Origin of the sequence: Pseudomonas sp. NFXW11 (genome assembly GCF_049887815.1) — a bacterium.
GTDB lineage: Bacteria > Pseudomonadota > Gammaproteobacteria > Pseudomonadales > Pseudomonadaceae > Aquipseudomonas.
The window spans coordinates 477639-503061 of the sequence record NZ_JAGEKI010000001.1; the positions used below are offsets into that span (position 1 = coordinate 477639).

21 protein-coding genes and 1 pseudogene are annotated in these 25423 nt (G+C 65.4%); 8 read left to right on the forward strand and 14 right to left on the reverse strand.

Features of this window, described 5'->3' with window-relative positions; translation table 11 throughout:
- The first annotated feature begins 76 nt into the window (after positions 1-76).
- The 4 genes from J4P02_RS02085 to J4P02_RS02100 all read left to right on the forward strand — a co-directional run bounded on the left by J4P02_RS02085 (position 77) and on the right by J4P02_RS02100 (position 4332).
- Positions 77-1000 carry a LysR substrate-binding domain-containing protein gene (locus J4P02_RS02085; RefSeq protein WP_426187279.1) on the forward strand — a complete coding sequence of 308 codons (924 nt, stop codon included), beginning with the start codon at positions 77-79 and terminating at the stop codon, positions 998-1000.
- A 114-nt stretch (positions 1001-1114) separates the two neighbouring features.
- Entirely contained in the window at positions 1115-1840 is a 726-nt protein-coding gene (locus tag J4P02_RS02090) for an alpha/beta fold hydrolase (RefSeq protein WP_426187281.1), read from the forward strand.
- Positions 1841-2008: 168 nt separating this feature from the next.
- The gene (locus tag J4P02_RS02095; RefSeq protein WP_426187283.1) at positions 2009-2758 is read left to right on the forward strand and encodes an SDR family NAD(P)-dependent oxidoreductase; all 750 of its coding nucleotides are present in this window, start codon (positions 2009-2011) and stop codon (positions 2756-2758) included.
- Between the two features lie 98 nt (positions 2759-2856).
- On the forward strand, positions 2857-4332 hold the full coding sequence (locus J4P02_RS02100) for an aldehyde dehydrogenase family protein (protein WP_426187285.1): 1476 nt from the start codon (positions 2857-2859) through the stop codon (positions 4330-4332).
- A 13-nt stretch (positions 4333-4345) separates the two neighbouring features.
- Here J4P02_RS02100 and J4P02_RS02105 read toward each other — a convergent pair whose 3' ends face one another.
- Positions 4346-5296: an AraC family transcriptional regulator gene (locus J4P02_RS02105; RefSeq protein WP_426187287.1), complete on the reverse strand. Its 951-nt coding sequence runs from the start codon at positions 5294-5296 to the stop codon at positions 4346-4348.
- Between the two features lie 316 nt (positions 5297-5612).
- On the opposite strand from J4P02_RS02105, the gene J4P02_RS02110 reads away from it, so the two are divergent.
- Complete coding sequence (locus J4P02_RS02110) at positions 5613-6800, forward strand: MFS transporter (RefSeq protein WP_426187707.1); 1188 nt, start codon at positions 5613-5615, stop codon at positions 6798-6800.
- 75 nt (positions 6801-6875) lie between these two features.
- Complete coding sequence (locus J4P02_RS02115; protein ID WP_426187289.1) at positions 6876-7505, forward strand: LysE family translocator; 630 nt, start codon at positions 6876-6878, stop codon at positions 7503-7505.
- Between the two features lie 70 nt (positions 7506-7575).
- Here the strand turns inward: J4P02_RS02115 and J4P02_RS02120 are convergent, their stop codons facing one another.
- The 7 genes from J4P02_RS02120 to J4P02_RS02150 all read right to left on the reverse strand — a co-directional run bounded on the left by J4P02_RS02120 (position 7576) and on the right by J4P02_RS02150 (position 17118).
- A complete protein-coding gene (locus J4P02_RS02120) occupies positions 7576-9798 on the reverse strand; it encodes a TonB-dependent receptor (protein ID WP_426187291.1) in 2223 nt (740 codons plus the stop codon).
- Between the two features lie 119 nt (positions 9799-9917).
- On the reverse strand, positions 9918-10913 hold the full coding sequence (locus J4P02_RS02125; RefSeq protein WP_426187293.1) for a siderophore ABC transporter substrate-binding protein: 996 nt from the start codon (positions 10911-10913) through the stop codon (positions 9918-9920).
- A gap of 11 nt (positions 10914-10924) precedes the next feature.
- Positions 10925-11686, reverse strand: coding sequence for an ABC transporter ATP-binding protein (locus tag J4P02_RS02130; RefSeq protein ID WP_426187295.1), 762 nt, complete (start codon positions 11684-11686; stop codon positions 10925-10927).
- Positions 11683-12630, reverse strand: a complete 948-nt coding sequence (locus tag J4P02_RS02135) for an iron chelate uptake ABC transporter family permease subunit (RefSeq protein WP_426187297.1) — start codon at positions 12628-12630, stop codon at positions 11683-11685. Before J4P02_RS02135 ends, J4P02_RS02130 begins: the two co-directional genes overlap by 4 nt.
- Positions 12630-13571 (reverse strand): ABC transporter permease, encoded by a 942-nt coding sequence (locus J4P02_RS02140; RefSeq protein ID WP_426187299.1) that lies wholly within the window; start codon positions 13569-13571, stop codon positions 12630-12632. Before J4P02_RS02140 ends, J4P02_RS02135 begins: the two co-directional genes overlap by 1 nt.
- Positions 13571-15337 (reverse strand): ABC transporter ATP-binding protein, encoded by a 1767-nt coding sequence (locus tag J4P02_RS02145; RefSeq protein ID WP_426187301.1) that lies wholly within the window; start codon positions 15335-15337, stop codon positions 13571-13573. Before J4P02_RS02145 ends, J4P02_RS02140 begins: the two co-directional genes overlap by 1 nt.
- Positions 15331-17118, reverse strand: coding sequence for an ABC transporter ATP-binding protein (locus J4P02_RS02150; protein WP_426187303.1), 1788 nt, complete (start codon positions 17116-17118; stop codon positions 15331-15333). Before J4P02_RS02150 ends, J4P02_RS02145 begins: the two co-directional genes overlap by 7 nt.
- A 281-nt stretch (positions 17119-17399) precedes the next feature.
- Here J4P02_RS02150 and J4P02_RS02155 point away from each other — a divergent pair, with 281 nt between their 5' ends.
- Positions 17400-18044 (forward strand): TetR/AcrR family transcriptional regulator, encoded by a 645-nt coding sequence (locus J4P02_RS02155; protein WP_426187305.1) that lies wholly within the window; start codon positions 17400-17402, stop codon positions 18042-18044.
- A gap of 178 nt (positions 18045-18222) precedes the next feature.
- Positions 18223-18996: a 3-oxoacyl-ACP reductase FabG gene (fabG, locus tag J4P02_RS02160; protein ID WP_426187307.1), complete on the forward strand. Its 774-nt coding sequence runs from the start codon at positions 18223-18225 to the stop codon at positions 18994-18996.
- Positions 18997-19033: 37 nt separating this feature from the next.
- On the opposite strand, the gene J4P02_RS02165 is transcribed toward fabG, so the two are convergent.
- From J4P02_RS02165 to narJ, 6 genes and pseudogenes are all read right to left on the reverse strand, one after another.
- The gene (locus J4P02_RS02165; RefSeq protein ID WP_426187309.1) at positions 19034-19729 is read right to left on the reverse strand and encodes an anaerobic ribonucleoside-triphosphate reductase activating protein; all 696 of its coding nucleotides are present in this window, start codon (positions 19727-19729) and stop codon (positions 19034-19036) included.
- Positions 19726-21936: pseudogene (locus J4P02_RS02170) on the reverse strand (ribonucleoside triphosphate reductase). Before J4P02_RS02170 ends, J4P02_RS02165 begins: the two are co-directional and overlap by 4 nt.
- Positions 21937-22062: 126 nt before the next feature.
- A complete protein-coding gene (moaA, locus tag J4P02_RS02175) occupies positions 22063-23055 on the reverse strand; it encodes a GTP 3',8-cyclase MoaA (RefSeq protein WP_426187311.1) in 993 nt (330 codons plus the stop codon).
- A gap of 10 nt (positions 23056-23065) precedes the next feature.
- Positions 23066-23983: a peptidylprolyl isomerase gene (locus J4P02_RS02180; protein ID WP_426187313.1), complete on the reverse strand. Its 918-nt coding sequence runs from the start codon at positions 23981-23983 to the stop codon at positions 23066-23068.
- 10 nt (positions 23984-23993) lie between these two features.
- The gene (narI, locus tag J4P02_RS02185) at positions 23994-24674 is read right to left on the reverse strand and encodes a respiratory nitrate reductase subunit gamma (protein ID WP_426187315.1); all 681 of its coding nucleotides are present in this window, start codon (positions 24672-24674) and stop codon (positions 23994-23996) included.
- On the reverse strand, positions 24667-25422 hold the full coding sequence (gene narJ / locus J4P02_RS02190; RefSeq protein ID WP_426187317.1) for a nitrate reductase molybdenum cofactor assembly chaperone: 756 nt from the start codon (positions 25420-25422) through the stop codon (positions 24667-24669). The genes narI and narJ overlap by 8 nt, the downstream gene beginning before the upstream one ends.
- Position 25423 lies beyond the last annotated feature (1 nt).

Below are 25423 nucleotides of genomic sequence, written 5' to 3' on the forward strand. Positions count from 1 at the left end.
CTGCCAGGAATGCGAATCTGATTTGAAAAATGCACAGCGCCGTGCTGCAAACCATCGACGAAAAGGCCAATAGCCCATGAAACCCCTGGACCTGACCCGCTTCGACCTCAATCTGCTAGTGGTGCTGGAAGCCCTGTGGGCGGAACGGCACGTCGGTCGTGCGGCGCAGCGCCTGCACTTGTCCCAGTCGGCCACCAGCCATGCCTTGTCGCGGTTGCGCAGCGCCTTTGCCGATCAGCTGTTCATTCGCCACCCCCGCGGGATGGCGCCGACACCGCTGGCCATCGAGTTGATGCCCAGGGTGGCGGCGGCGCTGGAGTCGGTGCGGCTGGTTGCCAGCCCACGGGGGCCGTTGGACCCCAGTCGTTTGCACGCGACATTCTCGGTGGCGACCACCGATCACGCCGTCTTGAGCGTTATCGCCCCGGCATTGGCCAGCATCCAGGCCGCAGCGCCAAATGCCGTGCTGAAGCTGCGATCGGCGGATGTCGAATCCGCACTGCGCCTGCTGGACGCCGGCGAGGTCGACCTGGTGCTGGGCTCCGGTTCCTTTGCCCAGGTGCCGCAGCGCTTCGATTGCCAGCGGATGCACCAGGAGCGTTTCGTCGGCATCGCGCGCCAGGGCCACCCGGCGCTGGTCAAGCGCGGCAGCAAGCTGCACATGCCACTGGATGCCTTCACCTCCCTGCCGCACATCCTGGTGTCGCCCCGCGGCGATACCCGCGGCGCCGTCGACGAGGCCCTGGAACTGCTCGGTCGCAGCCGCAGGGTCAGTGTCACCTGCCCCGGCTTTCTCGCGGTGCCCTTTATGGTGGGTGCTTCGCAATCGATTGCCGTGCTGGCCGAGCGCGTTGCCTTGCAGTTGCAGGCCACCGCGCACCTGAGCCTCTTCGAGCTGCCGGTGGCGCTACCGGCCTGGGAGGTGTTGATTATTCGGGCACGGGGGCGCGCAGACGAGCCCGCCCTGGAGTGGCTCAGCAACCAGTTGAGCGCCGGCTGAGCCGCGGCAGGACGATGAATCTCGTGCATCGACAGGCTGCACCAATGCCATTGGATTGCAGCGCTGCGGTTCTCCTAGAGTGCCGGTGTCTGTCCAGCCCTCCAGGAATACCTGATGAAAAGCTCCCCCACTTTGCTCATGATCCCTTGCTTCGCCGGGGCCCCCTGGCAGCTTGAGCAGTTGTCCCACTTGCAAGACCGCGCCATGCGCACCCTGCGCTTGCCGGACCAGGTGAACGACCTGGAAACCCTCGCCGACTTTATTCTTGGGCAGGTGCAAGACCTCGAAAGCTATGTGCTGGTGGGCGACTCCTACGGTGCGCTCGCCGCCATCGCGATTGCCATCCGCCAGCCCAAGGGCCTCAAGGCATTGGTGCTGTCCGGCGGTTTTGCCAAGAGCCCGATCACCTCGCCCCTGCTCAAGGCCCTGGCCAGGCTTGCGCCCTGGTTTCCCGGAGCGCTGTACCGCCAGACCACCCTCAGGTTCCACGCCGCGCAACTGGCTTCATCCTTCGACAAAGCGGGCGAGATTCCCTGGTCAACCGCCAAGAGCCGCGCCTTCTTCGTCAAGCACACGCCGCACCGGGCCTACGTCAACCGCATCAGCTCGATCGAGAAGGTGGACTTTACGCCCAGGCTGAAAAACATCGCGGTGCCGACGTTGATCCTCACCCCCGAAGAAGACCGGCTGATCGGCCAGCACGCCGCAGGCATCCTGCTCAAGGGCATCAGTGGCTCACAGGAAGTGATCATGCCGCGCACCGGCCATATGTTCCGTTTCTCGCACCCGGCGGCCTACTCGCAAGAGATCAGCCGGTTTCTCCAGCGAGTCGCGCTTTAAGCCTTGCAACACCGCTGCACAACCCCAGGCTGAACGGCCAACGGGCAGTATTGGACGATCGCCAAGCCTTTATGGACTCAGGCCGATTATCCATCGCCCTGCCGGCCGTTAGCATTTCTCCATCACCACTGCCGACATCCATCGGCAGCGGATTTGACTGGAGGAACCATGCACAAGCTACAGAACCGCATCGCCCTGGTGACCGGCTCGTCCAAGGGCATTGGCGCAGCCATCGCCAAGCAGTTGGCCATGGAAGGCGCCACCGTTGGCGTCAACTACAGCCGCAGCGAACGGGAAGCCGAACGGCTGGTGGCGCAGATCAACGCCGATGGCGGCAAGGCCTTCGCGATCCAGGGCGATGTGTCGCAGCAGGCGGATATCCAGCGGATGTTCAAGACCATCAAAGGCGAGCATGGCCTGCTGGATATCCTGGTCAACAATGCCGGCGTCTATTCCACTGGTGCCCTGGAAGCGATCACCGAACAGCAGTTTCACCGGCATTTCGACCTGAATGTGCTGGGGCTGATTCTCTGCACCCAGGAAGCGCTCAAGCACTTCAACCCCAAGGGCGGCAGCATCATCAACGTCAGCTCCAGCGTCACCTCTTTCACCCCGGCCAACTCCACGGTCTACACCGCCTCCAAGGGTGCGGTGGACGCCGTTACCCGCACCCTGGCCAATGAACTGGGGGCGCGAAATATCCGCGTCAACTCGGTCAACCCGGGCCTGATCGAAACCGAAGGCGTGCATGCCAGCGGCTTTTTCCAGGATGAATTCCGTCAGCAAATCGAAGCCATCACCCCGTTGGGGCGTATCGGCAAGCCACAGGACATCGCCCCGGCCGTGGCCTTCCTGGCCTCCAACGAAGCCAGCTGGATCACCGGCGAAACCCTGATTATCGGCGGCGGCCTGCACTGAGGCCGAACCGAGCCGCCCCCTCCTCCCTCTTTTCTAGTCCCGCAGGCGGGGATCATCCAGCGATCCCTGCCCGGGCCTGCCCTTGCCCGGAGAAACCCATGAACACTTTATTGCAAACCGCATACGGCCCGTTGATCAACGGTGTAATGGAAGCCTGTGGCCCTGAGCGTTTTGACGCACTGGATGCCGCCACCGGCGCCTTGCTGGCCCAGGTATCACGCTGCAACGACCAGGATGTAGAGCGAGCAGTGGACGCAGCGCACCAGGCCTTTGCTCACTGGCGCGACCTGGGCCAACAAGCCCGGGCGCTACTGATCCAGCGCCTGGCCGACAGTATCGAAGCCGACGCCGAGCGCCTGGCGCAGATCGATGCCCGGGATGTCGGGCGCTGCATCAGCGAGGTGAGAAAGGACTACGCCACCGCAGTGCGCCACTACCGCTATTTCGCCTCGATCATCCTCGCCCACGAAGACAGCGGCCGCTCCATCGACGGCGGCTACAGCATGGCCAAAAGAGAGCCTTTGGGGGTCTGCGGGCAGATCATTCCGTGGAATGCGCCGGCGATCATGGCCGCTTTCAAGCTGGCTCCAGCCCTGGTGGCCGGCAATACCGTGGTGCTCAAACCGGACGAGAACGCCTCCCTGTCGACCCTGGAACTGGGCAAGCACATCGCCCGCCTCCTGCCTGCCGGGGTGGTCAACATAGTCCCCGGGTTTGGCGGTGAAGTGGGCGCGGCGCTGACCCGGCACAAGAAGGTCAGGAAGCTGTCCTTTACCGGCAGCACCCAAGTGGGCCAGACCGTCGCCGGGGTTGGCGCCGAACGCCTGGTGCCGGTGACCCTGGAGCTGGGTGGAAAAAGCGCCAATATCGTCTTCCCCGACGTGCAGGACCTGGACGCCGTGGTGGACAACGCCACCTTCGCCGCGATCCACAACAACGGCCAATCCTGCCTGGCCGGCACCCGGCTGTTTGTGCACGCCGATATCTTCGAGGTGTTCACCGAGAAGCTGGTGCAATCCTTCAAGCGGGTGCAGGTCGGTTCGCCCCTGGAGGAAAACAGCCGGGTCAGTTGCCTGGTGAACGCCCGCCAGGGCGAACGGGTGCTTGAGTACATCCGCATCGGCCTTGAGGAAGGTGCGCAACTGCTCACCGGCGGCCAGCGCAAGGTCATTCCCGGGTGCGAGCACGGTTACTTCATCGAACCCACGGTGTTTTTGGCCAACAACGCCCAGCGCATCGCCCAGGAGGAAATCTTCGGGCCGGTGCTGTGCCTGATCCGCTGGGACGACTACGAGCAGATGATCGAACAGGCCAATGCTACCGACTATGGCCTGGCCGCCGGCATCTACACCGCAAGCCTGAAACATGCGCTGGCCACCGCCGACCGCCTGGACGCGGGCAGCGTATGGATCAACCGCTACTCCAACATCACCGATGGCACGGCCTTCGGCGGCTACAAGCACAGCGGTATCGGCCGGGAATTCTGCCGTGAAACCTTGAACGCCTACACCCAGATCAAAACCATCACCCTGCAGAGCGAAGTGCCCGCGCCCTGGTTCTCCCCCCTGGCCTGATCGCCAGCCTCGGTCAGCGCCTGCCCCGGGCGCTGGCCTCGCTGGCGGCTTGTTCGCAGCGGGCAAGGTGCTTGCTCGGCGCATACCCCGTCACCCCTTTGAAAGCGGTGCTGAAGGCACTCTCCGATTCGTAGCCCAGGGCAAAGGCGATGGTGGAAATGCTCTCACGGGTGTTGGACAGGCGCTCCATGGCCAGCTGGATCTTCCACACCCGGATGTATTCGATCGGCGTGTAGCCGGTGACGTGCTTGAACTGGTAGGCGAAGGCCGAGCGCGACATGCCCGCCAGCTTCGCCAGTTCCTCCAGGTTCCATTTCCGTTGCGGCGCGCAATGAATGGCGTTCAGGGCCAGGCCCAAGTGCTTGTCGGTGATCGCGTACAACCAACCCATGCCCCGCACCGTCTGTTGCGCCGCCAGGTGGCTGCGCAAGATCTCGGTGAGAATGATATGGGTGACATGCTCGATGATCAGGCTGGCGCCTGGAGCCCCCTTGCCGATCTCGCTGTTGAGCATCTGCAGTGACCACTTCAGCGTCGACAGCCCCTCATCCTCGCGGCGAATGATGATGAATGCCGGCAGCGCCTTGAGAAAGCCCTTGGCCTGGTTCTGATGAAAGTCGAAGCGGCATCCGGTGAAGGAAACATCATCCCCGCCATTGCTGAACACCGAGGCATTCTCGGTGACCAGGGTATAGAGCTGGCTCGACTCGATAAGCGGGCTTTGCAGGTCATCGGCGATGATAAAAGGCTGGCCATTGGCCAAGAGCAAACAGTCCCCTGCTTCAATCACCTGGACCCCTTCGATGCCCTCGATGCTCAAGTAGCAGCGGCCTTGGGTGATCGAGTAGATTTTCAGCCCCTCGTAGCCGGGAAAGCTCACGGCAATCTTTTCCCGCATCTGGAAATGCACGGTGCGATGACTGCGCGGCTTGAGTTTTGAAATCACGTCGGACAGAGGGTCCACGGGTACGACTCCTTGCGCGTTGGGGCATGGCAATCAGGTCTGGGCGCGCGCCTTCAAGGTCGCTCCCTGGCGCAGCCTAACCCGTTGTTCCTGGCCCTGTCGCTGATGCAATCCAGGCAATTGCGCCCGTGGCGCCCAGGCTGGACGATCGCGCAAGCTTTATGGACGCCCGCCAATGGAGCACGCACCGGCGAACCGTAGAATGGCCCCTGAACGCCTGGCTGAGCGCGGCGTGCGGTTTTTCCATTACGGCCATAGAGGACCTGCGGTGTCAGCTGATCACGGTTATTGCAGAAAAACACCTTGGCCAATCCTGGTGTTCCTGGCGTTCGCCCTTCTCGTCCCCCTGATGAACAGCAGCGCACCGACCCCACTGTACCCGCTCTACCAGCAGCGCTTGGGCTTCAGCTCGACCGAGCTGAGCCTGGTGTTCGGGGCCTACGGCCTGGGGGTCTTGGCGTCATTGATCAGCCTGGCCAGCCTGGCAGGACAGATTCAGGACCCGCGCCGCCTGATGGTACCGGCGACCCTCCTGGTGATGCTCGGCGCCTGGCTGTTCTCCCAGGGCACCAACCTCTGGTCCCTGTGCCTGGCGCGGGGGCTGGCGGGGCTCGGCGCGGGGGCCATGACCTCGGCGGTGAACCTTGCGCTGGTGCGTTTGTGTCCGGCCGACGAAGGCAAGCTGGCGGCATTGCTCGGCAGCCTGGCCATGGTCCTGGGCCTGGCGCTGGGCCCGGTGCTGAGTGGCAGTGCCTTGCGCGCCGACCTCGCCCCCCTGGCCTTGCCCTTCTGGCTGATCATCGGCCTCGCCCTGCTGGCAATGTCCGGGGTCCTGCTTTTGTGGCCCCGCACAGAAGCCCGGCCTTGCCCCGCGCCGGCCGCCGCCAAGGGCGGGGTGCGCGCAGGGTTGCGGGGCATCGGGCGGCCCTTTCACCTGTGCGCCGGGTCGGTGCTGTTCTGCTGGTCCTTTGCCGCCTGTGTGTTTGTGATCGGTCCCGGCGCGGCAGAGCGGCTATTGGGTCTGAGCCAGCCAGGTGCCTTTGGCTACGCCATCTCGCTGTACTTGCTGATCGCCGGAGCCAGCCAGATTCTCTGCCAACGTCTTGCGGCGCGGCGTGCCCTGCTCGTCGGCCTGTTGCTGCAAGGCCTGGCGCTGCTGATGCTGCTGGTGGGGTTGCAGGCACGTTCGCTGGTGCTGGCGAGCCTCGGCCTGATAATCGGTGGCGTTGCCTATGGCGCGGTCTTTGTCGCCAGTGCCAGGCTGGTCAACCAGATGGTGCCGCGGGCCAACCAAGCCAAACTGATCGCCTACTTTTATACGACGGTCTACCTGTTCAACGGCGTTCCCATTCCCCTGGGGCTACTGGTTGACGCCCAGGGGTTGCAGAGTGCGGTGAGCACCTCGCTGTGGGGGTTTCTCATGCTCGGGGCGATGCTGTTCCTGCTGAGCAGAAACACGATATTTCCCCAGGCCGAGCTCAAGGCCGAGTCAGCCTACAACTGAAAAGCCACCGCGTTTGCTGCCCATGGCATCATCCGCTTCAGCCCAACCCAGCGCCCAACACAGGACCTCTAAACCATGGATGCTGCAACGCTGTTTCTCTACATCATCGCGGTGAGCGCAGTCATGATGACCCCAGGGCCCTCGATGCTGCTGGCGCTGAGCAATGGCGCCTCTGGCGGTATGCGAGTGGCCTCCTTCGGTATCGCCGGTGCGGCCTTGTCGGACCTGCTGTTGATTGCTGCCGTCGGCTGCGGGCTGGGTGCCCTGCTGCAGGCTTCGGAACAGTTGTTCAGCCTGGTGAAATGGCTGGGGGCGGTGTACCTGCTCTACCTTGCCTGGGTGCTGTGGCGGGCGCCGACCCGCATGCTCAGCCAAGCCTGCAAACCCACAGAGAGCAGCGGCAAGTCGGCCTTTGTGCGGGCGTTGCTGGTGGGCTTGTCCAACCCCAAGGGGCTGCTGTTTTTCGCCGCCTTCCTGCCGCAGTTCATTCAACCCAGCGAACCTGTCGCCACGCAATATGTGCTGCTGGCCATTGTCAGCGCCCTGGTCGATTGCCTGATGATGCTGGCCTATGCCTTGGGTGGACAACTGGCCATGCGCCGCTTTTCCGCTCGGGTCATGCAGTGGATCAACCGCAGTTGCGCCTCGATGCTGGTCCTGCTGGCGCTGGGGCTGACGCTGTATCGGCGCCAACAGGCGAATTGAGCGGCGGCTAAGGGTAGAAGTGGGCAGCCCGGGTTCTGCCGGTATCCGCCGCCAGAACCCGATTCGGCCCTTAGAAATCCACCGAAGCCGACAACTCGAAGGTCCGCGGCGCCCCCAGCCCCAGGCTGGACAGCAACGGCGTGCCCCAGTAGGCCTTGTTGGTCAGGTTGCTGACGCTGCCGCGCAAGGTCACCGGGCGGCTGGCCACCTGCAGGGCGTAGCGGCTGCCCACGTCGAAGATGGTGTGGCCGGGAATCGACTGCGAGTTGTCTTCGCTGATGTACTGCTTGGACATCGAGGTGGCATTGGCGCTCAGGGTCAGGCCTTCCACCAGCGGCGTGTCCCACTCCACCCCCAGCTTGCCTTGCAGCTTGGGCAGGCCGGTGGCGGTCTTGCCCTCGATGCCGGCTTCATCGGTCTTGGTGATCTTCGGGTCGACATGGGCCACGCCGCCCATCAGCCGCACATTGGCCAGTGGCGCGCCGAAGAAGCCCCATTCGATGCCACGGTTGCGCTGCTCGCCACCAAAGGAAAAGATCCGGGTATCCGGGTCGAGGTAGCTGCTGGGCCGGGTGATCTCGTACAGGCTCAGGGTGTGGGTGAAATCGCCAAGGTCGAGCTTGACCCCCACTTCCTTCTGCTTGGACTTGTAAGGTGCGAACACATCGTTCGGGTTGCTCGAGTCGGCCGGCGCGGTGGCGCCCTTGCTCAGGCCCTCGATGTAGTTGGCGTACAGCGACACATCGTCAGTCACCTTGACCAGCAAGGCCGCCGCCGGGGTGGTGGCGCTTTCGTTGTAGCCCTGGCCACGCTCTCCGGTGGCGACATCGAAGGGGTTGGTGATCACCTGTTGGCGGCGTACACCCAGGGTCAGTTGCACCCGCTCATCGAGGATCGACAGGGTATCGGCCAGGCCATAGCTGCTGATGCGGTTTTCCACGTGGGAAATCAGCGGCCAACTGGTGGGGGCGGCCGGGCCCCAGACCGGGTGGTAGATATTGGTGACCCAATCCGCCCCGGGCACCGAGCGGCGCCCGTAGTCCTTTTCCTTGTCGCCGTAGTGGGTGCCGTTCAGGGTCCATTTATGGCGGATCGCCGCAGTCTGGAACTCGCCCCTCAGGCCCGCCTCGCCAGAGGTCTTGTCCAGGTCCTGCTTGAGTTGCCCCATGCTGGTCCGGAAGTCGCCGGCATCGTTGAACACGTAGGCCATCATGGTGCCGTTGTAGGTGTAGCGGGTCTGGCTCACGCCATAGGCGGCATAGGCCGTCAGGCTGTCGTTGAGGTCGAACTCACCCCGCAGGATCGCCCCCTGGTCCTTGGTTTGCACATGGCCCCAGCCGGGGTTGAGCAAGGTGTCGGCCTTGGGCGGCTTGGGCACCGCCACCCCGGAGGCCAGGCTGATCCCGCGGTTCTGCCCACGCACCCGGTCCTCGCTCTGGTACAGATCGGCCGAGAGCCGCAGCCGCTCGCCACGCCAGTCCAGGCCCAGGGCATTGAGCTGGGCCTTCTGCTGCTGATGGTTGATCGCACTGTCGCCATCGCGATAGACGCTATTGAAGCGCACGCCGAACTGGCGCTCCTCGCCAAAGCGCCGCCCCAGGTCCAGGTGCCCGCCAAACTGCGCATCCGACATATAAGTGCCGGTCAGCCGGGTCAAGGGCTCCTCCCCCGCACGCTTGGGCACCAGGTTGACGGTGCCGCCCACGGTGCCCCCCGGCGGCATGCCGTTGAGCAGCGCCGACGGGCCCTTGAGCACTTCGATGCGCTCGTACATTTCCGGCGAGATCCGATAGAACGGCGCCATGCCGTACAGGCCGCCAACGGTGACGTCGCTGATGCTGCTGGAAAAACCGCGGATCGAGTAGTTCTCGCTGAAGGTGCCGGTCAGGCCGTTGCTGAATACCGCCGGGTCGGTGGCGGCAATCACCTGGGTGACGGTCTTGGCCTGGCGATCGGCAATGTACTTTTCCGTGTAGCTGATGGTGCTGAACGGGGTTTCCATAAAGTCCTTGTTGCCCAGCAGGCCAACCCGGCTGCCCGTGGCCACCTGCCCCCCGGCGTAGCTCGGCGGCAGCTCGGCCGGCGCTTGCAGCTCCCCTTGCACCGTGGCCACCGGCAGGGTCAAGGCGCGCTGCTGCTCCAGGGTTTTCTGCTCCTCGGCCTGTGCCGGCAAGCCGATCACCGCCAGGCCAAGGCCCAGCAGCACGCGCTGCACGGCGGCAGCGCTGGGCTTGAGGGCGAAGGCAGCGACAGAAGATGGCGTATTGCGGGTGTGGTACTGGCGTTTACTCACGCTTGAACTCCTTGCGGGTAAGTGGGCAGTGGTTGTTATGTTTTTAATATGAATCTAAGAAATGGATTTAATGAGAATCACTAATCAAGCAGAACAGGCCGGGGCAAGCCCCGCTGCCTTCAGCTGCGATAGCCCTTGAGCACGTCGTCGATAATCAATTTCAGCGCGGTCGGGCTGGCCCCGGTGACGTACCAGGCCTGGGCATCGACAAAGATCACCCGGCCGTTCTTCCAGGCGTTGGTCTGGCGCAGCAAAGGGTTGTCCAGGCGCTGGGCGTCCAGCACCGGGCGCCGCTCCATCACCGCCGTGCGGTCCACCACATAGAGAATGTCGGGGTTGGCCTGCTGGATGAATTCGCTGGAAATCGGCTGGCCATGCAGGCCGGTCTCGGCGATCGGGCTGGCGGGCTTCACCCCCAGGGCGTTGAAGATGAAGCCGTAGCGCGACTGCACGCCGAAGGAGCTGAAGGCGCCGTTGTTGTGCAGCACCACCAAGGCCTTCTCGGGGCGCCCCTGGGTCACTCGCCTGGCCTCTTCCACCTGGGCATCCAGCATCTTGGCTTTGTCTTGGGCCAGCGCCTGCTTGTCGAAGATCTGCCCCAGGGTCAGCAGGTGCTCGCGAATGATCTCGATGTGCCGGTTGGCGCTGTCGCGGTAGTCGACATCGAAATGCACCGTAGGCGCCATCTCGCTCAGTTCCTGGTAGTGATTGGCCTGCAGCGAAGTGATCAGGATCAGATCCGGCTTGAGCCCATGCACCCGTTCCAGGTTGGGCTGCACTATCGCCCCCAGGTCCGCGACGCCGGGCGCCTCGCGGTAGCGGGCGAGAAAGTCCGGGATGAAATCCTTGGGCATGCCCTGCACTGAAACACCCAGCTGGTCGAGGAAATCCACCTCATTCATGTCCAGCGCCACCACCCGCTGCGGAACCTGCTGGATCAGCGTGGTGCCCAGCTGATGCTGCACGCTGACCGGGCTGAAGGCCCCCGGCGCGGCGTGCACGGCCGCAGCGGGCGCTGGGCTATGCGCGGCTTGCTCGTTGCAGCCCTGCACCGTGGCCAGCGCGGCGATCAGCAGGGCCAGGGGCCAGCGCCGAAGGGAGTGATTGAGGGTCATGACAGTTCTCTTTATGGATTGAAGTAGTTGCACAGGCGCCCGCGCGGGCCCTGGGTGATCTCGAAGTCCAGGTCGTACAGCTCGCCCAGCCGAGCCTCGGTCACCACCTCGGCGACGCTCCCGGCGCAGTGCAGCGCCCCGCCCTTCATCGCCACAATGTGGTCGGAGTAGCTAGCGGCGAAATTGATGTCGTGCACCACCAGGATCACCGTGCGCGCCTGCTCGTCGCACAGCCGGCGCAGCGCGCGCATGATCTGCACCCCGTGCTTGATATCCAGGTTGTTCAGCGGCTCGTCGAGCAACAGGCAGTCGGTCTGCTGGGCGATGGTCATAGCCAGGAAGGCCATCTGCCGCTGGCCGCCGCTGAGCTCGTCGAGGTAGGCCTGGCGCAGCCCCTCCAGGGACAGAAAGGTCAGGGCCTCGTCGATCACCCGCCGGTCCTCCCGGGTCAGGGCACCACGGCTGTAGGGGAAACGGCCGAAGGCCACCAGCTCATCCACCGTCAGCCGCAGGTTGAACTCCGGGGCCTGGCGCAGGGTGGCGACGCGCTTGGCGTATTCCGCCACCGACATGCCGGCCACCGCCCGGCCCTCGATGCGCACTTCGCCGCGGCTCGGCTCCAGCAGCCGCGCCATCATCATCAGCAGGCTGCTCTTGCCGGCGCCATTGGGGCCGATCAGCGAGGTCAGTTGGCGGGCCGGAAAACACAGGTCGACGCCATCCACTACGGTCTTGGCGCCATAGGCCTTGTGCAGGTCATGGACAGTGATCATGGAGCTCCTCGGGTACGCACCATCAGCATCAGGAAGTACCCGCCGCACACCAGGTTGACCAGGATGCCGACGGTGGTCTTGTAGTTGAAAACATGCTCGACCAGCAGTTGGCCGAGGATAAAGATGCCCACCGCCACCGCGCTGGCCAGGGGCAGCGTGGCCCGATGGCGCAGGGTGCCGGCCAGGGCATAGCTGATATTGGCCACGAACACCCCCATAAAGGCCGTGGGCCCCACCAGGCTGGTGGACACCGCCACCAGCAGCGCGATCAGCGCCAGGTACAGGCGCACGCTGCGGTGGTAGTCGACCCCCAGTGATATCGCCTGGTCGCGGCCCAAAGACAGCACGTCCAGGGTCGCCAGGCTCTTGCGCCCCACCAGGCCCACCGCACTCACCAGCAGCGCGGCCAGCAGCAACTGCTGCGGTTGCGCGCGGTGCAACGAGGCCTGGGCAAAGCCCAGCAGGATCGAGAACTCGCCAGGGCTGACCTTGAGCTGGACAAACTGGGTGAAGGTGCCGATCACCATGCTCAGCACCAGGCCGAGCAGCAGGAGGAAATACAGGTTGCTCTTGCCGCTGTGGAACAACCAGCGATGCAGGCCCCAGGAATAGCCGCAGAGCACCAGCAGCGAGAGCAGGAAGTTGCCGTTGCTGCCCAGCAGCACCAGGCTGGCGCTGCCCAGGAACAGCACCAGCAGGGCCTGCAACAACAGGTAGACCGCCTCGTAGCCCATGATCGCCGGGGTCAGGATGCGATTGCCGGTCAGGGTCTGGAAGGCGATCGACGACCAGGCGATGCACAGCCCGCCCATCAGCATCGCCGCCAGCCGACCCAGGCGCTTGGGAATCACATAGGTGAAATCCAGCCCCGAGCCGGCGCACACAAACACCAGCGCCAACAGCAGCACCACGCCCCAGGCCAGGTAAGCCGAATGCCGACGCATCAGCGCTGCCTCCAGCAGATCAGCCCGAGGAACAGCAGGCCGCCCAGGCTGCCGGCGGTAAGGCCGATGGGCACCTCGAAGGGATGGATCAGCAGGCGCCCGCAGATGTCGCAGAACAGCAGGAACGCCGCGCCGCCCATGGCCACCAGGGGCAAGGTACGGCTCAACTGATCGCCATAGCGCAGCGCCACCAGATTGGGGATCACCAGCCCGACAAAGGGAATCGAGCCCACGGTGATCACCGTGGTGGCCACGGTCACCGCCACCAGCAGCAGGCCCAGGGCCACGGTCGCCGGGTAGTTCAGGCCGAGGCTGCTGGCCATGCCCTCGCCCATGCCCACCAGGGTGAAACGCTGGGCATAGAGGTAGGTGAGCGCGACGATCGGCAGAATCAGGTAGATGATTTCGTAGTGGCCCTGCACCACCCGGGAAAAATCCCCCAGCAGCCAGCCCTGCATGCTCTGCATCAGGTTGTTGCTGTAGGCGTAGAACTCGGCGGCCGCGCTCAGCACCCCGCCGTACATCAGGCCGATGACCGGCACCAGCACCGAGCTCTTGAAGCGAATGCGGCGGATGATCAGCACGAAGATCAGCCCCGCAGCGAAGCAGAACGCCAGGGCGAACAGCATGCGCCCCAGGCCGCCGGCGCCGGGCAGCAGCACCAGCGACACCAGGATGCCCAGCCGGGCCGCATCCAGCCCGCCACTGGTGCCGGGCTCGACGAACCGGTTGCCGACAATGTGCTGCAGAATCACCCCGCACACCGCCAGGCCCACCCCGCACAACACCAGCGCTGCCAAACGTGGCAGGCGGCTGGCGGTCAGGGTCAGCCAGGCATCGCCGGACAGCGACAGCAACTGCGACCACTGCAGTTGCCGAGCCCCCACCAGCAGCGACACCACACAGAGCATCACCAGCAACAGCCACCAGGATCCGCGCATCAGTTGCCCTCACTGCCGGCTGCGGCGGCGATGCGCCAGCCCTTGGCAGCGCGGCGCTGCTCAAGGAAATGGGCATAGCGCCCGCCACTGGCGCGCAGGGTCGCCGGGGTGCCTTGCTCGACAATCTGGCCGTTCTCCAGCACCAGTATCTGGTCGGCCATGGCCACCGTGGACAACTGGTGGGCAATCACCACCAGGGTGCGCCGACCACGCAGCCGCGCCAGGGTCTGGGCGATGATCTGCTGGTTCTCCGCATCCAGCGCCGCGGTGGCTTCGTCCACCAGCAGAATCGGCGCGTCCTTGATCAGCGCCCGGGCAATGGCGATGCGTTGCCGCTCGCCCCCCGAGAGCCGCGTACCGCCCTCGCCCACCGCCGTCTGCAAGCCCTGGGGCAAGCGTTCCAGCAGTTCACCGACGCCCGCCTGTTGCGCCGCTTGCAGCACCTGGGCGTCGCTGGCCTCGGGCCGGCCAATGCGGATGTTGTCGGCAATGCTGCCCTGGAACAGGTAGCTGCCCTGGAAGATCTGGCTGATCTGCCCCGCCAGCTGGGCGCTGGACATCTGCCGCACATCCACCCCGCCCACCCATACGCTGCCCTGGCTGGCGTCGAAGAACCGCGCGATCAGCCGCAGCAGGCTGGTCTTGCCCGAGCCGGAAGCCCCCACCAGGGCGGTCATGCTGCCGGGGGCGATGCGCAGGCTGATCTCGCGCAACACCTCGGGCTGCTGCGGCCCATAGCGCAGGCTCGCCTCACGCAATTCGATCGAGGCGTCGGCCGGGGCCTGGGGCTGCGCGGCTTGCGGCAACGGCTGCACGGCGAAAATGCGCTGCACCGTCTCCAGCTGGGCACAGGCGCCACGCACGATCTCGGCGTAGCTGGCCACCTCCAGCAGCGGCTCGATATAGCGGCTGGTCAAGGCCAGCGCGACTATCACCGCGATCACGGCAGCCGGCTCCTGGATTTGGCTCAATTGGCTGTTGAGCCATAGCGCCGCAGCGACCAGCAAGGCGGCGAAGATCGCCTGCACCAGCCAGGCATTGAGCACCACCGAGGCCGAGGTCTGATAGATCAAGCGACGGCCGGACTGGCGCTGACGATCGATCGCCTGCTCCAGCAAGTGGGTCGCGCCACCCTCGCCATTGAAGGCCCGCAGCACCGACTGCGCCTGGGCGAATTCGAGCATGCGCTGGCTGGCGTCGGCGAAGTGCTGCTGGAAGGCCTGGTCGGCACGCCGTCCCAGACGCGCGGTCAGCCACAGGCCGCCCGCCAGCAGCGGCAGCGCCAGCAGCGCGATCAGGCCCAGGGTTGGATTGAGCAACCACAGCGCCACGACCATCACCAGCGGCGTGACCATGGCGGTGATCAACGGGGTGAAGACATGGGCCGGCAGTTGCGCCAGCGCCATCATGCCCTGGGTGATCACATGCCCAAGGCGGCTGCTGTTGTCTGTGCTGAACCAGCCCAGGGGCAGGCTCGCCACCTGGTCGCCGATACGCTGCCGCGCGCCCCGCAGCAGCGCCACGCCCACCGCCACGCCAGCCCGCTCCACCCGCCGCCGGGCCAGCCAGCAAGCGAACATGCCGCCCAGGGTGGCCAGCAGCCAGGGCCACGCAGCGCCCACATCGGCCGCCAGCAGGCGGCTCAACACCGGCACCAGGGTGATCAGGGTCAGGCCGCTGAGCAGGCCATAATCCAGGGTCAGCCAAAGATAGCGACGCAGCACCGGGGCATCGGCGCCCAGCAGTTGGATAAAGGACTTCAGCATGCGGGTACCGCCTGTTCCGTGGTGTGGGCGTAGCCGCCCTGATTCCATAGCCGCGCATAGAGCCCGCGCTGGGCCAGCAATTCGGCGTGACGGCCCTGTTCGGCAATGCGCCCGTTGTCGATGACGATGATCCGCTCGGCCTGCATCACGGTGTCCAGCCGATGGGCGATCACCAGCAAGGTGCGGCCCTGGGCAAAGCGCGACAGCGCATCCTGGATCGCCACTTCGCGGTCGGCATCGGCGGCCGCGGTGGCTTCGTCGAGCACCAGCACCGGTGGGTCCAGCAACACGGCGCGGGCGATGCTCAGTTGCTGCTGTTCCCCGCCGGAGAACTGCCCATCCTCGCCCACCACCGAGTCATAGCCGCGAGGCAGGTCGAGAATCCGCTGGTGAATATTCGCCGTGCGCGCCGCCTCCTCGATCTGCTGCTGGCTGGCCGAGGGCCTGCCCAGGGCGATGTTGTCGCGCACCGTAGCGTGGATCAGGCGCACGTCCTGCAACACAAAGCCGATGTGCCGGTACAGGCTGGCGCTGTCCAGCTGCCGCAGGTCGACGCCGCCCAGGGTGATGCGCCCCTGGCTCGGGTCGAAGAAGCGCAGCAGCAGCCGGGCCAGGGTCGACTTGCCGGCACCGGAGCGGCCGACAATCGCCGTGGTGGTGCCCGGTTCCAGGTTAAAGCTGATATCCGCCAGCACCTGGCGCTCAGCGTCATAGGCATAGCCGACGCCCTCGAAGCGAATCTCGCAGCCCTGGGGCACCCGCTCCAGGCCCGCCGGCGCAGGCGCCAGCACCGGGGTTTCCAGCAGCGCCTGGACCCGCTGGGCGGCGCCGCTGGCGTGGTTCAGGTCGTGGGTGATGTAGTGCAGCAACAGCAAGGGCCCGCACAGCCCCGGGGTCACCAGCACGAACGGCAGCAGGTCGGCAGCGGCGATCCAGCCCTGGGCGACAAACAGGCTGCCCGCCAGCAACACCACCCCGAGCACTGCCACCGGTGCGATCAGCGCATTGGCATTGGCCATCGAGGCCACCAACGGGCGGGTGAAGCCGATAAAGGCCTCGGCGAATTCATCAACGGCTTCGCGGTAACGGCTGTGGGCCCGGCCACTGGTGCCAAAGGACTTGACCACCGCGATGCCGTTGACGAACTCCGCCACGGCGCTGTCGATGCCCGCCATCTTCGCCGCGAAGGCCTGCATGTTCGCCCCGCTGGCGCGCATCGCCCGGGCGAAGAACAAAAAGAACCCGGGAAATGGCAGCAGCGCGATGATCGCCAGGCGCCAGTCGACCCAGAACAGGTACAGCAGTGAAATCAGGATGGCCCCGCCCGCACGCCCCACCGTCGTATAGAAATGCGCGGTGAGGTTATGCAGGGTGTTGATGTCGTCCTGCAGCGCCTGCTTCACCTCCCCCGAGGCACGTTCGCTGAACCAGCCCAGCGGTACCCGGCTCAAGCGTCGTACCAGCGCCAGGCGCAAGTGGTGGGTGATGCGATTGTCGGCCAGGTGCGCCAGCAATTCGCCGGCGGAAATCAGCAGCATCCCGACAAACAGGCTGGCCAGGCTGAGCGCCACCAGTTGCCACAGCGGTTGCGCGGCAATGCCACCGGCGCCCAGGGCCAGCCGGGCGATCTGGGCGATGGCGGCCAGTGGCACCAGGGTCAGCATGGCGCCAACCGCAGCCAGCAAGGCAGCGACCAGCAGCCGCCCACGAACAGGGTTCAGTAGCCGGCCGATCGGGCCGGACGCCTGGGGTTCGGCCGAAGCCTTGTGTTGAGGGTCCATGGAAACAGAGCATCCAAACATTCAGGAAATGGAACAGCGCTCGCCTCGGCGTGGATGGCGAAAGCCTGCCGAGGTGCGGCAGCGCCGGGTGCAGTCACTAACGGCCTGCCGTCCTGGCGGTGCCGGAATGGATCCTTCTGCGCAGCCGTTGCAGGTGCATGACGCCGCCCCGCCGAAGGTCTTTGCAAATAAGAACCATAATTAGTTGCATGACTATAAACTAATTTGCGAAATGCTGACAAGACAGCTAAAAGGCTGTCACCACCGCTCAAGGAACAGTCATGCAATCGCCAGCCAAGCCCGCCACCCGCGGGCGCCCTCGCACCATCACCCGGGAACGCATCGTCGATGCCGGTATCGAGATCGGCTTGCCGAACATCACCTTCGTTGGCCTCGCCGCCGCGCTGGGGGTCAGCCATATGGCGCTGTACAAGCACGTGGCGAGCCTGGAGGCGCTGAAAAGCCTGGTGGCCGAGGAAATTTTCAGCCGCTGGCAGATTCCCCGGGCCGAGGCCGACCCGCGTGACGGCTTGCGTGAATACATGACCCTGTTCGCCACCTCGGTGCGGGTGTTCGTCAAAGCCCATCCGGGGCTCACGCCCTACGTCATCCGCCGCCTGGCGGCGACCCAGCCGATGCTGGCCAAGATCGACGAACACCAGAGCCATATCGCCCAGGCCTATGGCATCCCCAAGGACCAGGCGCGCTGGCTGCTGGCCACCGTGGCCTTCCATGGCATCGCCGTGGCCGACACCGTGTATTCGGTGACCGGCCGCGAGCCGCTGCTGGAGGCCGATCGCGCGGCGGAGGAAGAAGAGATGGAGCTCGAGCTGATGCAGGGCATGCAGGCGCTGATCGTCGGCGCCCTGGTGATGCTTGAAGAACAAGCCGACAACAAGGCCCCGGAGTCTCGGGACAAAGGGTAAACGCCAATCCGCAACCCCCAAGATCGGCGCAAGGCTCGAGGGCCTCTTCGCCGGCAAGCCGGCTCCTACGCGAGGATGCGCGGCTTACCTGTCCGTTGTAGGAGCTCGCCGCAAGGCCCCCAAAAACCCTGGATACTCGGCCGCAGATGGCCTTCCCCCCCACTAAAAGGACTTAACCATGCTCACATCACTTAAAGGCAAAAGCGTTCTGGTCACCGGCGCCACCAGCGGTATCGGCCTGGGTATCGCCTATGGCTTTGCCCGCCAGGGCGCCCAGGTGGCCATCACTGCGCGCCATGCCGACAAGGTCGAGGCCGTGGCCCGGCGCATGCGCGATGAAGGCTTGCAGGTCCAAGGCTTTGTTGCCGACGTGGCCCAGGGCGCCGCGGTGCGACAACTGCTGGCCGACGTTGCCGGTGCCCAGGGTGGCCTGGACGTGCTGTGCTGCAATGCCGGGGTATTTCCCTCAGCCAGCCTGGAACAGATGAGCGAAGCCGACTGGGACGCGGTACTGGCTACCAACGCCAAGGGCAGCTTCCTCTGCGTGCAGGCGGCCCTGCCCTACCTGCGCCAGGCCGAATACGGCCGGGTGATCCTCACCTCGTCGATCACCGGTCCCGTCACCGGCTTTCCCGGCTGGGCCCACTACGGCGCCAGCAAGGCCGCGCAACTGGGCTTCATGCGCACCGCAGCCATCGAACTGGCGCGTGATGGCATCACCATCAACGCCGTGCTGCCGGGCAATATCCTCACCGAAGGCCTGCAGGGCATGGGCCAGGAATACGTCGCCAGTATGGCCGCTTCGGTGCCGCTGCGGCGCCTGGGCAGCGTCGAGGACATCGCCAGCGCCGCGCTGTTCTTCGCCTCCCGCGAAGCCGGCTATATCACCGGGCAGAGCCTGATCATCGATGGCGGGCAGATTCTCCCGGAATCCCTGCAGGCCCTGGCCTGAAGCCTGGTTGCGCCCTGGTCGAGCGCTTCAGCACCGGCTAGCTGCGCAACTCGAAATCGGCAAACAACGCCCCCAGGCCAGCCCACAATTCCCCCAGCGCAGCCTGGGGCATGGCCAGCGGTAAATCGGCATCGAGCATCTGCGTAGTGCGCACCAGCTGCACCACGAAACGCCGTACGCCCTGGGCCTGCAAGCGCCGGCCCAGGGTCATCAGCCGTGGCAGGTCGATCAGGTGCCAGTGCACCGTGGTCCGGCATTCATGCTCGACACCGCTGGCCAGCAGGTATTCCAGGCTGCGCCAGTTGGCCGCGCCGCTGCCCCGCACCCCGGTGATGGCCTGGCAATCCTCGGCCAGGGACTTGACGTCGAAACCCACCCAATCGGCCTGGGGCAAGGCGCGGGCCAGGGCCTCGGGCTTGATCCCGGCGGAGTGCAGGCCCACCTTGAAGCCCATCTGCCGCACCTGGGCCATGGCCGCCGGCAGGCTCTCCTGCAGGGTCGGTTCGCCGCCGCTGAACACCACCGCTTCCAGCAGCCCCTGGCGCCGCTGGAGAAACGCCAGGATTTCGTCCCAGGAGCGCTCACCGGCCCCCCGCGGCGCAATCAGCTGCGGGTTGTGGCAGTAGCGGCAGCGCCAGGCGCAGCCCTGGCAGAACAGCACGCAGGCCAGCCGTCCCGGGTAGTCGAGGGTGGTCAGGGGCACCAGGCCCCCGACCCGCAGGGCTCGGCTCACGAATGCCCGGCCGTGGCCACGCGCTCGTTGAAGTGCAGGCGCTCGCGATGCTCGGACTGTTTACCGGGGTTGAATGCCGCGACCGGGCGGTGATAGCCCATCACGCGGGTCCAGACCTCGCAGCGCTGGCGTTGGGCAATGGGCAAATTGGCGTGTGCAGTCATGGGAAAACTCCTTGGTTTAGGGAAACAGGATCAGTGCAGGCTGCCCTGCTGCTGGGCCTGCAACAGGGCCTCGTCGCATTTCGGGCAGAATTCATGCTCGCCATCCAGGTAGCCGTGCACCGGGCAGATGGAGAAGGTCGGGGTCACGGTCAGGTACGGCAGGCGGAAGCGTTCCAGGGCGCGGCGGACCAGCTGCTTGCAGGCCTGGGCCGAGGAAATGCGCTCGGCCATGTACAGGTGCAGCACGGTGCCGCCGGTGTACTTGCACTGCAGCTCGTCCTGAAGCTCCAGGGCCTCGAAGGGGTCATCGGTATAACCCACCGGCAGCTGGGAGGAGTTGGTGTAGTACGGCGCCTCGTTGCAGCCGGCCTGGAGAATGCCGGGAAAGCGCTTGCGGTCTTCCTTGGCGAAACGGTAGGTGGTGCCTTCCGCCGGCGTGGCCTCGAGGTTGTACAGGTGCCCGGTATCTTCCTGGAAACGCACCAGGGTGGCCCGCACATGGTCCAGCAGGTTGAGGGCGAAACGCCGGCCCTCGGCGGTGTGCAGGCCCATCTGGTCATCGCTGAAGTTGCGCAGCATCTCGTGCAGGCCGTTGACCCCGATGGTCGAGAAATGATTGCGCAGAGTGCCCAGGTAACGCTTGGTGTAGGGGTACAGGCCGGCGTCCATATGGTGCTGGATCACCTTGCGCTTGACCTCCAGGCTTTCCATCGCCAGCTCCATCAGCGCGTCCAGGCGCTGCAGCAGGCCGCCCACGTTGCCCTTGTAGCGGTAGCCCAGGCGCGTGCAGTTGATGGTCACCACCCCCAGGGAACCGGTCTGCTCCGCCGAGCCGAACAGGCCGCCACCGCGCTTGAGCAGCTCGCGCACGTCCAGTTGCAGGCGGCAGCACATGGAGCGCACCTGGTTGGGCTGCATGTCCGAATTGAGGAAGTTCTGGAAGTACGGCAGGCCATAGCGGGCGGTCATCTGGAACAGGCGCTCGGCGTTGTCGCTGTCCCAGGGAAAATCATGGGTGATGTTGTAGGTGGGGATCGGGAAGGTGAACACCCGGCCCTTGGCGTCGCCGGCCTGCATCACCTCGATATAGGCGCGGTTGATCAGGTCCATCTCCGCTTGCAGCTCGCCATAGGCGAAGGGCATTTCCTCGCCGCCGATCACCGGGATCTGCTCGCGCAGGTCCTGCGGGCATACCCAGTCGAAGGTCAGGTTGGTGAACGGCGTCTGGGTGCCCCAGCGCGACGGCACATTGAGGTTGTAGATGAACTCCTGGATGGCCTGGCGTACCTCGTCGAAACCCAGGCGGTCCTTGCGCACATAGGGCGCCAGGTACGTGTCGAAGGAACTGAAGGCCTGGGCCCCGGCCCATTCGTTCTGCAGGGTGCCGAGGAAGTTGACCATCTGCCCCAGGGCGCTGCCCAGGTGCTTCGGCGGGCCGGCCTCGACCCGCCCCGGCACGCCATTGAGGCCCTCGTGCAGCAGCGTGCGCAGGGACCAACCGGCACAGTAGCCGGCGAGCATGTCCAGGTCGTGGATATGCAGGTCGGCCTCGCGATGGGCACGGCCGATGGCTTCGCTGTAGACCTCGTCAAGCCAGTAGTTGGCCGTCACCTTGCCGGACACATTGAGCACCAGCCCCCCCAGGGAATAGCCCTGGTTGGCATTGGCCTGTACCCGCCAGTCCTGGCGATCGAGGTATTCGTTCATCGACGCCGCCACCTGCACCAGGGTCTTGCGGTCACGCCGCAGGCGCCCGTGCTGTTCGCGGTAGACGATATAGGCCCGCAGCGACAGAAAGTGCCCGGCATCCATCAGCACCCGTTCGACCCGGTCCTGGATCTGCTCCACATGCAGTTGCGGGCAGCCTTCCAGGTGGGCCAGCACCGCCGCCAGCAAGCCCTCGCTCTCGGCTTCGGCGTACTCGCCGGTGGCCTTGCCCGCGGCGATCAGCGCCTGGCGGATCTTGTCCGCATCAAAGGCCACCTGGCTGCCATCGCGCTTGTGCAGCCGGTTGTGCCCCACTTCGATCAAGGTGCTGTGCATTCATCCTCCGAACACTACATATAGATGTTTAAAACAATAAAAACACAATATGCAGTACAGGCTACGGATAAACGCCGGAGATAAAATTGACTGATATCAAGGTTTGCGCAAGCCAGCGGCCAGCGCTCAACCGCCACTCAGGTTCATGAACCGCAGGATCTGCACCTGGCCCGCCGGGTCGAAGTCATGGCGCAGGGGTTTGCGCCGCAACGCTTGCTGCAAGGCCACCAGCAACGGCTCGTCGTCCAGCGGATAGCGCCGCAGCAGGCCGCGCAGGTCCACCGAGTCCTCCTGGCCCAGGCACAGCAGCAAGCGCCCTTCCACGGTCAGCCGCAGGCGGTTGCAGCTGGCGCAGAAGTTGTGGCTGTTGGGTGAAATGAAACCAATGCGGGTCTGCGGATGCGCCGCCAGGCGCATGTAGCGTGCCGGTCCGCCGCTGTGCTCGGCACTGTCGAGCAAGGCATGGCGGCTGGCGATCACTTCACGTACCTGGTCGCTGGAGCAGAACGACTCGCCCCGCGAGCGCCCCACCTCCCCCAGGGGCATTTCCTCGATAAAGGTGATATCGATGCCCTGGTCGATGGCGTACTGCAGCAACGCCGGCACCTCGTCGAAGTTGCGCCCCTGCATCACCACGCAATTGAGCTTGATCCCGGCGAACCCCGCCTGGCGCGCCGCCTCGATGCCCCGCAGCACCTGCGGCAGGTCGCCGTTGCGGGTGATCGCGCGAAAGCGCTGGGGATCGAGGCTGTCCAGGCTGATGTTCAAGCGCCGCACCCCAGCATCGGCCAGGGGCCGGGCCAGGCGCTGCAACTGCGAACCGTTGGTGGTCATCACCAGTTCCCGCAGCCCGGGCAAGGCGGCGATCTGCCGGCACAGCCCGACAATGCCCGGGCGCACCAGCGGCTCGCCGCCGGTGAGGCGAATCTTGCGTACGCCCTGGCCAACGAACAGCCTCGCCAGGCGCAGCAACTCCTCCAGGGTCAGCACCTGCTGGCGCGGCAGGAATGTCATATCGCTGGCCATGCAGTAGACACAGCGGAAATCGCAGCGATCGGTCACCGACAGGCGCAAATAATCGATCTGCCGCCCGAAGCCGTCCTGCATCAGGTTGCCCATGTTCTTGCTCCTACTGCACCAGCGGCGAATCGGCACCCTGCAGGCGGATGCCACGGATATCCGCAGCGCCAACCAGGGTTTGCAGGTACTGCACCACCGCCTTCTGCCACACCCCCTGCTGCAGCTGGGTGCGAATCGATGTGGCCACCGCCTCGTACGGCAAGGGCTGGCCCTCGATGCGCTGGTCGACCTGCAGCACATGCCAGCCATAGCGGCTTTCCAGCGGTTTGGGCGCCAGCCCCGGAGCCAGGGTGAACAACTGGCGCTCCAGCTCGGGCACGGTCTGGCCCTTGCTGATCTGCCCCAGCTCCCCGCCCTGCTCGCGAGACGGGCAGGCCGAGTACTTGCGCGCCAGTTCGGCGAACTGCTGGGGGAATTGCGCCAGGCGCTCGCAGAGGATCTGCCCCTGGGTCAGGGCCTGGCTGCGCCCCTCGGCGTCATCCGGGGCGCACTCCAGCAGGATGTGCCGCACCGCCAGCAACGGCGCGCTGTGGAAGCGCCCACGGTTGCTGGTGTAGTAACGCAGGCAGCTGGCCTCGTCGCACTCGGGCACCTGCACCTCATGTTCGAGCAGCAGGCGGGTGGCCGCCTCCTCCTGGTTTTCCCCGGCCCCCAGTTGCGCCTGCAACCCCAGCTCGGCGATCCGTTGTTGCAACAGCTCGCGAATCACCAGGGCCCGGGTGGCCATGAACAGCGCCTCCTGCCGATCGGCGGCCGGGTGGTACTGCAGCTCCTGGGCCATGGCCTGGGGCTCGATCGGCATGCCATTGACACTCACCACAGGCCATTCCTGCTCGCTGCTGGCAATCAGTTGCGGCGCTATCTCCACCGCCAATTCCGACGCCTGGTCCTGATGCTGGTGCACCGCGGACGAGGAACACCCGCCGCCGCCACCACCCTTGCCACCACATCCGCATCCACCGCTCATGCTCACCTCCTCAACCTTTCTGCCGCACGATTTGATAACGCCGCCCCAGGTACCACACCGGCGCGCTGACGATGTGCACCAGGCGGGTGAAGGGGAACAGCACGAACAGGGTCAGGCCCAGCAGCACATGCAGCTTGTACACCAGGCTCACCGGGGCGATCGCCGCCGCCGCGTCCATGGGCCGCAGCAGCACGCAGTACTGCGCCCAGTCGGCCAGCCGAACCATCACCGAGCCGTCCATATGCGCGGTGGAGGCGACTATGGTCAGCAAGCCCAGCAGCAGTTGGGCCAGCAGCACCAGCAGGATCATGATGTCCGAGGGGCTGGAAGTGGCGCGCACCCGCGGGTCGCTCAGGCGGCGCTTGATCAGCAACACCAGGCCCAGCAGGCACAGCAGGCCGAAGAAGCCGCCGGACACCATGGCCAGCAGTTGCTTGTGCTCGGTGCTGATCACCTGGTGATAGATCGCGGCCGGGGTCAGCAGGCCAACGAAATGCCCGGCCAGGACGAACAGCACGCCGATATGAAACAGGTTGCTCGCCAGGCGCATGCCACGGCTGGAGAGCATCTGGCTGGAGCCGGCCTTCCAGCTGTACTGCGACAGGTCGAATCGCGCCCAACTGCCCACCAGGCAGATCGCCAGGGCCACATAGGGGTACACCCCGAACAGCAACAGATTCCACTTAGACATTGTCCACCTCCCCGGCCGGCGTGCGCGCCGGCCCTTGATCCTGAAAATCCACCCAGTGCAGCGGCACCGGGCTTTCCTCCCGGGGCTTACCCTGGGCGCTGGCTTGCCCGGCGCAACGCTCCTGCTGTTCGGCCTGAAGAAAGTCCACCGCCTCTTCCTCCCAGATCTTGTCCAGGGCCTCCAGGGAGTCGTCGCGGTGCTCCGCCGCCACCTGCTCGCGCAGGTCGGCCACGGCCTGGTGCGGCTCGGCGCCGGCGATCTGCAACAGCGCGCGGAAGCAGCCGGCATAGAGGCTTTCGCGCTCCGCCAGGCGGGCGGCCAGCAGCGCCAGCAGATGGGCGACATCGGCCAGGCCCTCGCGGGCCTCCAGGTCGTCGCGGGTCGAGAGGTATTCCAGGTACAGCGGGATGTAGTCCGGCAGCTCCTTGACGCCGAGGGCGAAGCCCGCCGCCTGGTACTGGGCCAGCAGGTCGACCATGGCCTGGCCACGATCGCGAGACTCGCCATGCACATGCTCGAACAGCAGCAGCGACAGCGAGCGACCGCGGCCGAACAGCGCCCCGTAGTGCTCCTGGCGGTCCATCAGGTCGTCGTTGCTGATCAGTTCCAGCAGCTCGAACAGGGCGCCACGCTGGCGCGGGCTGATTTCCCGGGCCTGGATGATCGCCTGTTCCAGTTCGTCGCGGCCGTCCACCAGTTCCTGGGTCGGGTAGTCGAGCAACAGTGAAATCACCTTGAGAATGCGCATG